Below are 12977 nucleotides of genomic sequence, written 5' to 3'. Positions count from 1 at the left end.
TGCTCTATAAATGATTGATGGCGATTATTGTTTTATGGGCTTGATGGTTTGACCATCTTTCAGTTTGGACACCCCTTCGGTTACGATGGTGCTTCCTTCTTTCAAACCTTCGTTTACGATGAACTCTTTATCGGTTTGTGCGACAATGTTCAATGGTTTTGTATTTACCGTGTTGTCATCGTTCAACACAAATACCATTTTAGTGCCTTGGAGGTCAACTGTGGCAAATTGAGGTATAACAAAAGTATCTTCGTAGGTAGACGGAACCTTTATGGTTCCCGTACTGCCAGAGCTCAACAATCGGTTGGGATTGTTGAAATCTGCTCTTAGGGTTACACTTCCCGTGGTTGGGTTGATAATGTTGTTCACCATGGCAATTTTTCCTTTTTGCGGATAGGTTTCACCATTTACCATTACAAGTTCTACTTCTGGAGTATTTTCAGATGAAACAGGAGCTCCTTTATCTGCCATTTCACTCTTCATTTGTAACAATTGCTTCTCGGTCATGGAAAAGTATGCACGAATGCTACTAATGTCGGATACCACGGTAAGTGGCTCCCCCATGGTGCTGCTTACCAAAGCGCCCACTTTATAGGGAATCCCACCAATATACCCGTTTACCGGGCTCACTATATTGGAATAGCCGATGTTGGCGGCAATACTGTTATAGTTGCTTTTTGCCTGTTCCAATTGTGCCTTGGCGGTTTCCAATTGTACTTGGCTGATAATGTTTTTTTCTACCAAGGGTACCAACTTGTCCACTTCCACCTGTGCCACATTCACCGCCGCTTTTGCAGCTTCGGCATCTTGTGAAAGCGTTTGTGTTTCCAGTTTAAAGAGCGACTGCCCTTTTTTTACTTGTTGTCCTTCTTCCACATAAATTTTTTGAACAAATCCGGAAACCTTTGGCCAGATTTCCACATTTTGTACACCTTGAATATTGGTGGAATACGAATTATATATCGTAATATCCTGTTTTTTAAGCGTACTTACTTTGAGCGAAGGTGCCTGAGGCGCAGCGGCTTGCTGTTGGTTTTTACCCCCACACGACATTAACAAAAGCACAGCTGTTGCTACTAATATTGGTTTGATTGTTTTCATGAACAAACTAAGGTTGTTAGGGTTATTGTTGGGTTTATGACTGTTGGAGAGATTACTCATCTATAATGGATTCTAATTTTTTGATTGATTTTTTTAGGATTTTCTCGTTGTCGTTTACATAATCCAGATACACTTGGGTTCTTACTTGACCTTCTTCATATTTTTTAGGGCTATTTTTTTTATGATAGCCCAAAACCAAGGTGATTATATTTTTTTCGGTTTCCATACGACTTAAGTTTTCTTGAAGCTTGGAAAGAAAGAAAGTCTTTTTCTTAGCGGTGGTGAAATACCTTCTTCTATCACTGGGTTTGGTAAAATAGGTAACCAAGCCCATGTTTAATAAAAGGTTCAAAGAGGTAGAGGTAGAGCTTTTGCTTGCACCTCGTTTTTCCAAACAATCCTCAAAAGTGATTCCGTCTTCATCTGTTAAAATCAGGATTGTATATAACCGGGCGGCCAGCGGAGGCAGATTATACTCTTTCTCCAAATGGAGTCCTAAAGTTTCTATTATTTCTTCCTTCGACTTCTCCATAAAAGGGATTTTGAAGAGGCAAAATTAACATTGGTTCGGAACAAAACGAACTAACAGGAACTAAATTTTTGTTAAAAGAAAGTTTTGGTTTACAAAACACCCATCAATCCTTAGCGAGAATCCCTTCCTTATCTATGATTGGAATTGTGGTAAGACGGTCTTCAGCAATAGTGTGTTTGGGAAATAGGAACCTTTTTTCAAACAGTTTGTTTTCGGCAAAAAAGGTAACGAAGAATTCGTTGTTGAGTGCCAGTACTTCTTCTTGCAGGAATTCAATTTTTCTAAAGGATTTTGGTTCAAGAACTCCTATACCATGCCGCATGGTAGAGGTTTTTTTATCCTCGTCAAATCCTTTGGAAACAACAATGGTCATTTCAATGGTATCCGTTCTGTTATTGATCAGGTAGGCATTCCAATCTTTGGATAGAAATTCATCGTTCCACTCTCGAATTATTACAACATGAACATCCTTGGCTACGGGAATTTCAATATCCTTTTTCATAAAATAACCTACAATGCGCTTTTGAATTGTTCTAAGAAGCGAACATCATTCTCGCTGAGGAGACGAATGTCGGAAATTTGATGTAGCAACAACGCAATACGGTCTATTCCCATTCCAAAGGCAAATCCAGAATATACATCGGGGTCTATACCGCAATTTTTAAGTACGTTGGGGTCTACCATACCACAGCCCATTATTTCCAACCAACCGGTACCTTTGGTCATGCGGTAATCCGTTTCGGTCTCTAGGCCCCAGTAAACATCAACTTCTGCGCTGGGCTCCGTAAATGGGAAATAAGAAGGGCGCAACCTAATTTTGGACTTGCCGAACATTTCCGAGGTAAAATATTGCAAGGTCTGTTTCAGATCGGCAAAGGATACGTTCTTATCCACATACAACCCTTCTACCTGATGGAAAAAGCAATGGGAACGTGCCGATATGGCCTCGTTTCTATAAACCCTTCCTGGAGAAATGGTCCTGATGGGCGGTTTATTGCTCTCCATATACCTTACCTGTACGGATGAGGTATGGGTGCGTAAAAGGATATCCGGGTCCGTTTGTATGAAAAAAGTATCCTGCATGTCTCTTGCAGGGTGGTATTCCGGAAGGTTTAGTGCCGTAAAGTTGTGCCAGTCATCCTCAATTTCGGGGCCTTCGGAAACATTGAACCCGATTCGGGAGAAAATATCGATGATCTGATTCTTTACAATATTGATGGGATGGCGGGAACCAATTTCAACAGGCTCCCCAGGGCGTGTCAAATCCCCATATTTACCAACAGTTTCTGTTTGGCTCTCCAAGGTTTCCTTAAGGGCATTGACTTTATCGGTAGCGGCATCTTTCAATTGATTGACAACCTTGCCAAAATCTTTCTTTTGTTCGTTGGGTACATTCTTAAATTCGGCAAAGAAACTGTTCAAAAGCCCTTTTTTTCCTAAATACTTGATTCGGAATGCTTCAATTTCTTCTATTGAGGTTGAAGTAAATTTTTCTACTTCGGCTATGTGTTCCTTTATGGTATCAATCATGATTGCTTATGCTATTGGCGGACAAATTTAGCAAATTGTCCTTGAATATATAGGCAATAAGAAAATGTACTGCAATTCCACCCAAAAGATGCCACAGCCAATGGGTTCCCATCGGAAAGAAATTTTGATGCAGATCAATGCTCCTAAAGAAGATGGCGATTCCGAAAATTACAAAGGAAACAATCACAAAAATGATGTTCTTTCCCTTGGTCCTGACCAAATACCAAGCTATGGGAACAAGTATGGTTATTGCCGTTATTACATATCCTAAAGAAATCCTTAATCTTGGTGGGATGGGCAGAATCCGAAATAAAAAAGAAGCCCCGAGCAATACAATGATCAATAGGAGCCGTTGCCACCATAAACTTACCAGTTTAAAAATAAAATAAATCACCAATGCCCCGCACAAAAGCATAATGGGCATCCAATCCAAACGCAACCAGAATTCGTGGCTCCGGGTGGCATGGTAGATAGTTCCACCAATATAACTGGCGCCAATTATGGGAAGTATCCATGCTAAAAATTGGTGTTCTTTAGGATTTCTGTACACTTTGAGCCCCCAATAGATAACCAGCACCAAAAAAATGAGGTTGCTATAGGTATTAAAGGGTTCAACGGGAAACCTACCCTCAACGGTTTCCAGATATATAGGTCCTGAATCTTGTGGGAACTCTCGAAGAAACATCAAAAACGTATATTATTCTTGGTGGTTTAAGTTTGTATCCACCCAATCCAAACAGGATTTAAAGCTTTTGAAGATATATTTTTCCGGGATAAGATCTGGAACAATATCAATACGTTCCAGCATGTATCTGGGTTGGTCCAGAATATTCACCAAGAGCACAAGAATATCTTTTCGTTTTAAATCTTGCAAAACATCTTCCATGGCATATAGGCCCGTTTGGTCCATATACTGCATTCTGCCCATCCGTATTATTACTGTAGAGGCATCTTCGGGTATTTGTGAAGCGAGTTGTTGAAATTCGTTGGTAGATCCAAAAAACAAAGGCCCTTTTATGTGTTTTATGAAAACCTTATCCTTAATTTTTTGAGGTATATTTTTTTCGTCGGACCACGCTTCTTCCCGTAGGGCCTTTACATTAGAGCGTTGCGCAGTTAAATCTCCAATTTTCTTCATAAACATCAAAGAGGCAATTACAAGGCCGATTCCAACGGCATATACCAAGTTCCAAATGGATGACAATACCATTACCACCAACATGATAATTACTTCGGAACTGAGTTTTAGAGGCCCTATTTTCATGTCTTTGGGCAGATGGGGAATGGCTTTTAAGCCTCTGTAATCCATCACACCAATACCTACTGTTACCAAAATACCTGCCAATACTGCGGCGGGTATTTGCGATGCTACTGGTCCCAAGGCAAGTAAAATAATGAGCAAAAGTAGTCCAGCAATCATACCGGACAGCCTTGTTTTCCCCCCGGAGTTTATGTTTACCACGGTCCTGATGGTGGCACCAGCGCCAGGAAGCCCTCCAAAAATAGCTGCAATACTGTTTCCAATACCCTGGCCTACCAACTCCTTGTTGGGTTTATGTTTGGTCTGGGTCATATTGTCTGCAACCACGGAGGTAAGCAATGAGTCTATGGCGCCAAGCAGTGCCAGCGTGAGTGCGGTGAAAATATAGGGCGTGACAACACTAAGGTTGAACGATGTAAAAATTTCTAAGTTGGGAATGGGCAGTCCACTTGGAATCTGTTCAATGGGCCTGTAATCCAATCCAAATCCGAAAGCCGCACCAGAAACTACGATCAGGGCAACCAATGTACTGGGGATGGCCGTAGTTATTCGTTTAAAACCGTAAATAATGATAATGGTTGCCAAAGCCAAGGCCAATTCCAGCCAGTCAATGTCCTTGAGTGCCCTGGGCAGTACTTTAAATGTTCCCAATACTCCCGATGCGTCTTTTGAGGCCAAGGTACCAGCCTCTTTGAGCATATCGGCATGTGTGATTTTTTCGGCACGCTTAATGGTTTCCGTAAAGTCTTCCAAAACTAAAATTCCCTCACCGGCCTCTTCTTGCAGTATATTATCTAAAATCGCCTCTTCGGCTTCGGGCATAAATTGATTGACATAGCCTTCGTCCTCCTTGGGGTAATACCCTACGGCCGGCAATATTTGGGTAACTAAAATGATGATTCCAATAGCGGTCATAAAACCAGAAACCACAGGATATGGAATGTACTTTATATATTTTCCCATGCCCAATAGGCCCAAACCAACCTGCATAATTCCTGCCAATAGGAAAACGGTTAAAATAGCGGGAAGCGCCTTGTTGATATCTCCATCGTTAACGGCAATGATACCCGCGATGACCACCATGCTCACGGCTGTCATCGGAGCGGTGGGTCCCGAAATTTGTGTATTGGTTCCTCCAAAAAGAGCAGCAAAAAAACTGATGAAAATCGCACCGTACAAACCTGCGCTAGGCCCTAATCCAGAACTTACACCAAAGGCAAGGGCCAAGGGAAGGGCCACAATGCCTGCAGTAATTCCTCCGAACAAATCTCCTTTTAGGTGTTTAAACATAGTATAGTGTTGTTTGCGTAGCTTTAATATAACAATATTATGAATAAAAAATACCGGTAATAAGATATACCGGCATTTTTTACATAAAGTTATTCTGTGGTGCTACAGAAAGGTAACTTTACCATCAGAGATATCGTACATGGCACCGACTATGGCAATTTCTCCATTGTCTTCCATTTCTTTTAGAACGTTACTTTGATTTCTGATGTTTTCCAAGGTCATTTCAACGTTTTTGACCGAAACCGCATCGACAAACTCTAAATTTTTAGAGTTTCTTAAAGATTCGTCCTTAGGTTCGTGGACAGCGGCCACGGCAGGTTCAATTTTGTTGATCAATGCCGTAAGATTGCCCAAACGAGCATGGTCGCATGCTCCTTTTACCGCTCCACAGGCAGTATGCCCCAAAACTACAATGGTTTTTGTTCCTGCCAATTTGCAAGCAAACTCCATGCTGCCCAAGATATCTTCGTTAACAAAATTCCCTGCAATTCTTATACTAAAAATGTCCCCCAACCCTTGGTCAAAAACAAGCTCAGCGGATACTCTTGAATCAATGCAGCTTAAAATGGTCGCAAACGGAAATTGACCGTCCTTTGTATCATTTACCTGTTCCAACAGGTTTCTGTTCGCTTTTAAGTTTTGTTGAAAACGTTGATTGCCCTCCTTCAAAAATTGAATGGCTTTTTCTGGCGTCATGGATGACTGCGTTTCTTTTGTGTGTGCTTTCATGCTAAAATATTTTATGCCGATTTTTTCGGTCTTAGATTAAAAAATTCGATGTAACTATCTGGATTTTCAATTTCGCCTTTTTCCGAAATAATTTTTATGTCGATGTTCCTGTTCTTCGCTTTGTTTGAAAAGTCTTCTAGGATTTCCACGATATCATTATCAAGAAAACGTGTTTTTCTAACATCCAATTCAAGATAAGAGTTTTCAGGAAGACTGTCCAACTCTTTTAAAATGGCACCTTTGTTAAAAAAGGTAACCTCTTCCGCAAGGGTCATTTTAATTTTATGCGCTCCATTGCTCTTATCTTCAATATGAAGGAAGTGGGAGTTTTGGTAGCTTTTGATAAGAACAACGACAATACCAACTCCAAGGCCTAAACTGATTCCGACCAAAAGGTCTGTAAAAACAATACCTACTACGGTTACCGCAAAGGGAACAAATTGTTTCCAACCTGCTTGGTACATGGTTTTGAAAAGCGATGGCTTTGCGAGTTTAAAACCCACAATAAACAATATGGCGGCCAAAACGGACAACGGAATCTTATTGAGCAAGGTCGGTATCAATATTACCGAACCGAGTAGAAAGAATCCGTGGATGATAGCAGAAGCCTTTGTTTTACCTCCGGATTGAATATTGGCCGAACTACGAACGATTACCTGTGTAACCGGAAGCCCTCCGACCAAACCAGAAAGCATATTTCCAACTCCTTGGGCCCTAAGTTCACGGTTGGTGGGCGTTGTTCTTTTTTCAGGATCTAATTTATCCGTTGCCTCTACACAGAGCAATGTTTCCAAACTGGCTACCAATGCAATGGTGAAACCTGTTATCCAAACTTCCGGGTTAGATATGGCGGAGAAATTGGGAAAACTAAAAAAGCCCAAGAACGAATCAAAGCTATCCGGTACCGGAACGCTTACCAAATGCTCTTGCGAGATTCCCCAAGTGCCATTGCCCTGGGTCAATGAATAATACACAATTCCAATAACCACAGCGACCAAAGGTCCTTGTATAAGCTCAAAGATCTTGGATTTCTTCGTTAAAACCTGACCCCACAAAATAAGTATGGCCAAGGCAACAACAGCGATAAGGGTTGCCCCGGGGCTTATAAAATTGATGGAGTTTATAATTTCACTAAAGGTGTTTTCACCATCTACTTGAAAGAAGGCCCAATCACCTTCCGGGTCGGCATCATAACCAAAAAAATGGGGAATTTGCTTTAGAATAATGATGATTCCAATACCAGTGAGCATACCTTTAATTACCGATGATGGAAAATAATAGGCAATAATACCGGCCTTTAGAAATCCGAAAATAAGCTGGATTATACCACCTAAAACTACGGCAACCAGAAAGTTTTGATACCCTCCCAAGGTGCCGATAGCGGTTAGTACAATGGCTGCAAGTCCTGCAGCAGGGCCACTTACCCCAATTTGGGAACCACTTAGTGCACCTACAACGATTCCCCCAATAATACCTGCAATAAGTCCCGAAAATAAAGGGGCACCACTGGCCAAGGCAATACCTAAACAAAGCGGTAGTGCCACAAAAAAGACCACAATACTGGCAGGCAAGTCATTTTTTATATACTTGAACATAATAATAAACAAGATTGGTCCTCTACATCAGATAAAATTTGGTAGTAAAGGACAATTAAAATTTGATTTAAACGAGAATACGAATGTTAAACCAATTTTCGGGGAGGGGGGTCTAGTGTTTCAAGGGTAAACTCCAATACAGCGAATGCATATCCTAATGCATCATTATTTTTTTCCTGATTTATGGATGGATCCGCTGAAATAAAACTTTTTGACATAAAATATTTTATGTCAAATGTTTTGCTACTCGAAGTATCATGCGTATTGTTCTCCTCTTCGGAAGAACCAAGAATAATGGCGGTACAGTATTCCTTTCCCAAAAGAGGAATAAAGGATGATGTCAACAAAATTGACACCATTAAGATAGAAATAAAAGGTATGGCCAGTATTCGCATTATAGTATAGTTGTCGCAAAATTAAGGCACGATGCAGATATATTTGTTAAATAATGCCTAAAAGTCTTTCAACGACTTAATATTGTCACTCAACAACCATCCTGTCTGCCCATCGGCAATACGTATTCTTTTCCAATCGTCCAGTTCGTCCAAAATATTCACTTTGGTTCCTTCGTGAATGGTAAAGATAGTGCTACTGTTGGTATTAGGTTCTGAACTAACATTGACTTCTTTCTCAAAAACTATGGCCGGGTCATCGTTTTTGTATTGTTGATAGCCAAGGTAGGCCATTAAAACAGAGACAGCGCACAAAGCAAGAGAGAGCATACTTGAAATAAATGCAGCCCTCTTTTGGTTGGCTGGTCTAAGAAAATAATAGGCCATATAGGCCAAAACAAACAAAAAGACCAATCCAACGGCCAAATAAGCCCATTGATTATAGGAGAGCAAGCCCACAACTGATTTGTAGATTTTGGATACCCCCGTTGTAGGAACCTCCTCAATGGCATCCAGCCTCATATTTTGGGCAAACGCTAAATTATTTTGGATTTCCCTATTATGTGGGTCAAGAAGCAATGCTTTTTCGTAGTAATAGATACTGGGGCCAATGGAATTGAGTTTGTAGTAGCAATTCCCCAAATTAAAATACAGTGCGGCTGAATGCTCGCCATTTTCTACAATTTCTTTGTAATTTTCAATAGCTACGGAGTATTCCCCATTATTGTAAAGTTCGGTGGCTTCATTAAACAGAGCCTCGTTTTGGGAAAATCCAAAAGAGAGCGAAAGCATACAAAATAAAAGGACTATCTTTTTCATGCTCATAACTGTTTGTCCAAATTAGAAATTACTTCACTTGCTTTTTCATAATCTTGTTGCATCTGCACATTGGAAAACGGGCTATAACGTGCCATTTCACAACTGGTCAGTAATGCTATAAAGCCATCAACATCCTTTTGGCCAACATTTTTTTCCGAAAGAATACTTGTAATTTTATCCTTGCTGAATTCGGATGTCTCTATATGCAATTTGGCCTTTAAATAATTGTGCAAGCCTTTTTCAAGTGCCACATAGAATGCTTCTTTGTTCCCGAGTTCCTTTTTAGCTGTTGAAAGATATTTTCTGGCCAGTTTGTTGGCTTTCTTTATTTTGTTCCCGACCACATCGCTGGCAATGGCCTCTCTCTTTTTAAATGTGAAAATGGCTATTGGAATCAACAATAATGGGGCCAGCAAAAGAATAAAAAAGAGTCTTGAGCCAAAAAAGCGATCAATACCAATAGGGCTCAGGTTCGGGTTTATGTTGATGAAATGAAACTGCTCCCCGGTCGGTACAACCAATTGCTTGTTGGCAGAGGGGCTTGTTATATTGGCCGAGCCACTTGTAGGTCCTTCGATTACCTCAATATTGATTTCTTCTGAATTAATGGTTTTATAGTTACCTGTACTCGGATTAAAATAGCTGAAAGAAATACTTGGAATGGGATATTTTCCCCTAAATGAAGGAACAATGGTATAATTATTGGCCACTTTTCCCTCCATACCAGTACTATAGGTGTTGATGGATTCCTCATATTCGGGATCATATACTTCCAAAGAACTTGGCAGTTCTGGCTCTGGAAGTTGGAACAATTTCAAGTTCCCTTTTCCAGTAACTTCAACTTTGGCCTGAAGCGACTCCGAGGCATTCAGTTGGGTTTTGCTAGTGCTCACCGAAAAATCAAAATCTCCGACTGCTCCACTGAAATTAGCTGGTTTTCCAGCTTCAGGCAATGGTTTTACGTTAATGGTTCTGCTACCGGCAGAAACAGTCTTACTTGTTGAGGTATAAATTCGGCCACCAAAAAAGTCTCTTCTGTTGGTGGGTACATCAACAAAAATCTCGAGAGAAAGTGGCTCAATGTCCAGCTGTCCTGATCTTTGAGGGTACAGTACCACTCGTTTTAAAACCACATATCTATAGGGTTTACCTTGGTAAGTGCCGTTTTGCGCGGTGTGCTTGGTAACCGGAATATCTTGGCTCCAAAAATTATTATAGGTAGGATTGTCCAATGGACGGTAATTTGTAACACTTATGTTTGGACTTACATACAGCTTATAGACTACGGTAACAGCTTCATTTAAATAAGGGTTGCCTTTTGATACTTCTGCAACCAAATGAAGACTTTCGTCGGCAACATCATCCACTGTTTTTTGCGAGTTGGGTTTGTCCACGGCTGCGGTTACCTCTACTTGTTTAGGTGTTGTCTTGTATGTTTGGCCATCAATCTCGATGGTGGCCTGATTTATGGTGAAGCTTCCCCTGGCCGTGGGCACCAAAATATAGGTGTAGGTTTTGGAAAAACTACGCTTGCCATTTACCCAAGAAGAGCTAATGGATTGCGAAGGTCCCATTACAACATTGAACCCATTGAATTGGGGCGGCTTAAAGTTGTCGCCGTCCTTGTTCATGGTAAAATCTACCCGAAGACGTTCGTTTAGCCCCAATTCCTCTTTGCTCAAGTTCATGGTAAACGTAATCTCTTCTGCTTCTGCATCGTCTTGGGCATGTGAATGTAAGCCCGTAAAGAGTAACATTCCCAGAATAAACAATATGTTGCCCTTCAACACTTTCATTACCAATCTTTCTCGTTTTTAATTTTTTTGCCTCGAACTTTTCGGGCCTCCATTTTCTCCTGCACTTTTTTCTCTTCGTTCTGCATGGCCTCTAACAAATTCTGAATCTGCTGTTGGGATAGTTGATTGGGTCTGGGTTGTTGTTTTTTATCTTCAGGCTGGTCACCTTCATTGGGCTTTTTCTCTTGCTCTTTCTTCTTGTCCCCATCGCCTTTTTGATTTTCCTTAGGCTTATCCTCTCCATTTTCACCTTGATCGCCTTTGTCCTTGTTTTCGTCTTCTTTTTGCTCGCCTTCGTCTTTCTTCTCGTTGTCCCCTCCTTCGTTGTTCTGATCTTGGTTTTTATCCTTGTCTTCGTTTTCCTGATCTTTCTTGTCTTCGTTGTCCTTGTTTTGGTCGTTCTTTTGCTCGTCCTCTTGTTTCTCGAGCATCTTTTTGGCCAAGGCAAGATTGTAACGGGTCTCGTCGTCGTTAGGATTTTTTCTTAAGGCTTGTTTGTAGGCCTCAACGGCTTGCTTGTAATCTTTCTGTTTCATGAACACGTTGCCCATGTTATGGAATGCCTTGTGCTTTTCTCCTTTATCCTCGGCAACTTCTCCTGCCTGTTTGTACCTTCCAAAAGCTTCTCCAAAACTTTCCCTGTTGTAGTAGGCGTTTCCTAAATTAAATCGGGCGGCGGCATTTTTATTGCTTTTGGAAATGGCCCTTCTGTAATCGGCCTCTGCTGTAACAAAATCGTTGGCGGTAAGTTCTTCGTTGGCCTCATAGGTAAGATTAGCAGAGGCTTGCAATGCTTTCTCCGCTTCTTTGTTCGCTTTTTCGGTCATGTCGTCCTGCGCTTGGACCATCCCGAAACATAGCAATAGTCCAAACATCAACTTAATCTTAGTCATCATCATGCTCATTAAAAAGATTCAGTTTTTTCAACCACTGTGTTTTTCTATCCAAAACGAAGATGTCCAAAAATAAAAATAAAAAGCCAGCGGCAAGGAACCATTGGAATTGGTCCTTGTACTCTGCAAATTGCTTGGCTTCAAATTCTGTTTTGTCCATCCTATTCAGTTCCTCTTTGATGAACTCCACGGCATTTTCTGTGTTTGAGCCATCAATATAATCGCCATTGCCCCTGTCGGCAATCTCTGTTAATATGTTTTCGTTCAATTTTGTGATGACAACCTCACCTTGGTTGTCCTTTTTCAAACTTTCTACAATACCGTTCTTTTTGATGGGAATCGGAGCTCCTTTGGCTTGTCCCACACCAATGGTATAAATACGAATCCCGTTCTGTGTAGCTTTTTCAACTGCATCGATGGTGGAACTTTCGGAGTGGTCTTCCCCATCAGAAACAATAAAAAGTACCCTGTTGGTTTGTTGGGAATCATCATAATAAGTACTGGCCAAATCTATGGCGGCGTTGATGGCGGTTCCTTGTGATGAGAGCATATCAGTATTCATGCTCTGCAAGAACATTTTAGCGGCACCATAATCCGTGGTAATGGGCAATTGCGGATAGGCTTGCCCAGCGTAGGCGATAATTCCTATACGATCGCTCGCCAATTGGTTGATGATTTCCGAAACAATGCGTTTGGCCTTTTCCAAACGGTTGGGGGCAATGTCCTCTGCAAGCATACTTTTGGAGACATCAATGGCAAAAACGATGTCCACACCTTCGCGTTTTACGGTTTCCAGCTTTGTCCCTATTTTGGGGTTTACCAGTCCCAGTACCAAAAAAGCAAGGCCAGCTAACAGAAACACCAATTTAATAGTGGATTTAAAACTGGATTTGTTAGGCGCTAAACGTTTTAAAAGGCTTGAATCTGCAAAACGTTTTTGTGTCTTTCTCTTCCAGATTTGAAGAAAAAAGAACGTCAGGACCATTACCGGAATAATGGCCAAGAGGTAGAAATATATTTTTTCGTCAAACTGAATCAT

13 protein-coding genes are annotated in these 12977 nt (G+C 41.0%); 1 reads left to right on the top strand and 12 read right to left on the bottom strand.

The genetic code is table 11. The features are described from left to right. Positions 1–24 precede the first annotated feature (24 nt). The 8 genes from MURRU_RS05865 to MURRU_RS05830 form a co-directional block, all read right to left on the bottom strand. Complete coding sequence (locus MURRU_RS05865) at positions 25–1101, bottom strand: efflux RND transporter periplasmic adaptor subunit (RefSeq protein ID WP_041801828.1); 1077 nt, start codon at positions 1099–1101, stop codon at positions 25–27. A gap of 52 nt (positions 1102–1153) precedes the next feature. Then, on the bottom strand, positions 1154–1633 hold the full coding sequence (locus MURRU_RS05860; RefSeq protein ID WP_014032517.1) for a GbsR/MarR family transcriptional regulator: 480 nt from the start codon (positions 1631–1633) through the stop codon (positions 1154–1156). Between the two features lie 103 nt (positions 1634–1736). Then, the gene (locus tag MURRU_RS05855) at positions 1737–2135 is read right to left on the bottom strand and encodes a hypothetical protein (protein ID WP_014032516.1); all 399 of its coding nucleotides are present in this window, start codon (positions 2133–2135) and stop codon (positions 1737–1739) included. Positions 2136–2143: 8 nt separating this feature from the next. Beyond that, the gene (gene pheS / locus MURRU_RS05850) at positions 2144–3163 is read right to left on the bottom strand and encodes a phenylalanine--tRNA ligase subunit alpha (RefSeq protein WP_014032515.1); all 1020 of its coding nucleotides are present in this window, start codon (positions 3161–3163) and stop codon (positions 2144–2146) included. Next, a complete protein-coding gene (locus tag MURRU_RS05845; protein WP_014032514.1) occupies positions 3156–3848 on the bottom strand; it encodes a membrane protein in 693 nt (230 codons plus the stop codon). The genes pheS and MURRU_RS05845 overlap by 8 nt, the downstream gene beginning before the upstream one ends. Positions 3849–3860: 12 nt before the next feature. Then, on the bottom strand, positions 3861–5714 hold the full coding sequence (locus MURRU_RS05840) for a SulP family inorganic anion transporter (protein WP_014032513.1): 1854 nt from the start codon (positions 5712–5714) through the stop codon (positions 3861–3863). A 102-nt stretch (positions 5715–5816) separates the two neighbouring features. Then, positions 5817–6443: a carbonic anhydrase family protein gene (locus MURRU_RS05835; RefSeq protein WP_014032512.1), complete on the bottom strand. Its 627-nt coding sequence runs from the start codon at positions 6441–6443 to the stop codon at positions 5817–5819. Between the two features lie 11 nt (positions 6444–6454). After that, positions 6455–8038 carry a SulP family inorganic anion transporter gene (locus tag MURRU_RS05830; protein WP_014032511.1) on the bottom strand — a complete coding sequence of 528 codons (1584 nt, stop codon included), beginning with the start codon at positions 8036–8038 and terminating at the stop codon, positions 6455–6457. Between the two features lie 228 nt (positions 8039–8266). On the opposite strand from MURRU_RS05830, the gene MURRU_RS17900 reads away from it, so the two are divergent. Beyond that, positions 8267–8443, top strand: a complete 177-nt coding sequence (locus MURRU_RS17900; RefSeq protein ID WP_187289873.1) for a hypothetical protein — start codon at positions 8267–8269, stop codon at positions 8441–8443. Positions 8444–8490: 47 nt separating this feature from the next. Here the strand turns inward: MURRU_RS17900 and MURRU_RS05820 are convergent, their stop codons facing one another. From MURRU_RS05820 to MURRU_RS05805, 4 genes are read right to left on the bottom strand one after another with little or no spacing between them, the layout of a single operon-like run. Next, on the bottom strand, positions 8491–9249 hold the full coding sequence (locus tag MURRU_RS05820; RefSeq protein ID WP_041801354.1) for an SH3 domain-containing protein: 759 nt from the start codon (positions 9247–9249) through the stop codon (positions 8491–8493). Positions 9250–9251: 2 nt separating this feature from the next. Continuing rightward, on the bottom strand, positions 9252–11045 hold the full coding sequence (locus tag MURRU_RS05815) for a BatD family protein (protein ID WP_014032508.1): 1794 nt from the start codon (positions 11043–11045) through the stop codon (positions 9252–9254). Then, positions 11045–11920, bottom strand: coding sequence for a tetratricopeptide repeat protein (locus MURRU_RS05810; protein ID WP_313777681.1), 876 nt, complete (start codon positions 11918–11920; stop codon positions 11045–11047). Before MURRU_RS05810 ends, MURRU_RS05815 begins: the two co-directional genes overlap by 1 nt. Before the next feature lie 10 nt (positions 11921–11930). Next, on the bottom strand, positions 11931–12977 hold the full coding sequence (locus tag MURRU_RS05805; RefSeq protein WP_014032506.1) for a VWA domain-containing protein: 1047 nt from the start codon (positions 12975–12977) through the stop codon (positions 11931–11933).

The sequence above is a fragment of the Allomuricauda ruestringensis DSM 13258 genome, assembly GCF_000224085.1.
In the GTDB taxonomy this organism is placed as follows: Bacteria; Bacteroidota; Bacteroidia; order Flavobacteriales; family Flavobacteriaceae; genus Flagellimonas; species Flagellimonas ruestringensis.
Note: the sequence above shows the minus strand (reverse complement) of the source record. Positions and strands in the feature narration are given on the sequence as shown.

Excerpts from the sequence above, each read along its gene's own strand:
- MURRU_RS05835 (WP_014032512.1), bottom strand. The coding sequence starts at position 6,443 with ATGAAAGCACACACAAAAGAAACGCAGTCATCCATGACGCCAGAAAAA.
- MURRU_RS05865 (WP_041801828.1), bottom strand. The coding sequence starts at position 1,101 with ATGAAAACAATCAAACCAATATTAGTAGCAACAGCTGTGCTTTTGTTA.
- MURRU_RS05860 (WP_014032517.1), bottom strand. The coding sequence starts at position 1,633 with ATGGAGAAGTCGAAGGAAGAAATAATAGAAACTTTAGGACTCCATTTG.
- MURRU_RS17900 (WP_187289873.1), top strand. The coding sequence starts at position 8,267 with ATGTCAAATGTTTTGCTACTCGAAGTATCATGCGTATTGTTCTCCTCT.
- MURRU_RS05815 (WP_014032508.1), bottom strand. The coding sequence starts at position 11,045 with ATGAAAGTGTTGAAGGGCAACATATTGTTTATTCTGGGAATGTTACTC.
- MURRU_RS05805 (WP_014032506.1), bottom strand. The coding sequence starts at position 12,977 with ATGATTCAGTTTGACGAAAAAATATATTTCTACCTCTTGGCCATTATT.
- MURRU_RS05830 (WP_014032511.1), bottom strand. The coding sequence starts at position 8,038 with ATGTTCAAGTATATAAAAAATGACTTGCCTGCCAGTATTGTGGTCTTT.
- MURRU_RS05840 (WP_014032513.1), bottom strand. The coding sequence starts at position 5,714 with ATGTTTAAACACCTAAAAGGAGATTTGTTCGGAGGAATTACTGCAGGC.
- MURRU_RS05820 (WP_041801354.1), bottom strand. The coding sequence starts at position 9,249 with ATGAAAAAGATAGTCCTTTTATTTTGTATGCTTTCGCTCTCTTTTGGA.
- MURRU_RS05845 (WP_014032514.1), bottom strand. The coding sequence starts at position 3,848 with ATGTTTCTTCGAGAGTTCCCACAAGATTCAGGACCTATATATCTGGAA.
- MURRU_RS05810 (WP_313777681.1), bottom strand. The coding sequence starts at position 11,920 with ATGTTTGGACTATTGCTATGTTTCGGGATGGTCCAAGCGCAGGACGAC.
- pheS (WP_014032515.1), bottom strand. The coding sequence starts at position 3,163 with ATGATTGATACCATAAAGGAACACATAGCCGAAGTAGAAAAATTTACT.
- MURRU_RS05855 (WP_014032516.1), bottom strand. The coding sequence starts at position 2,135 with ATGAAAAAGGATATTGAAATTCCCGTAGCCAAGGATGTTCATGTTGTA.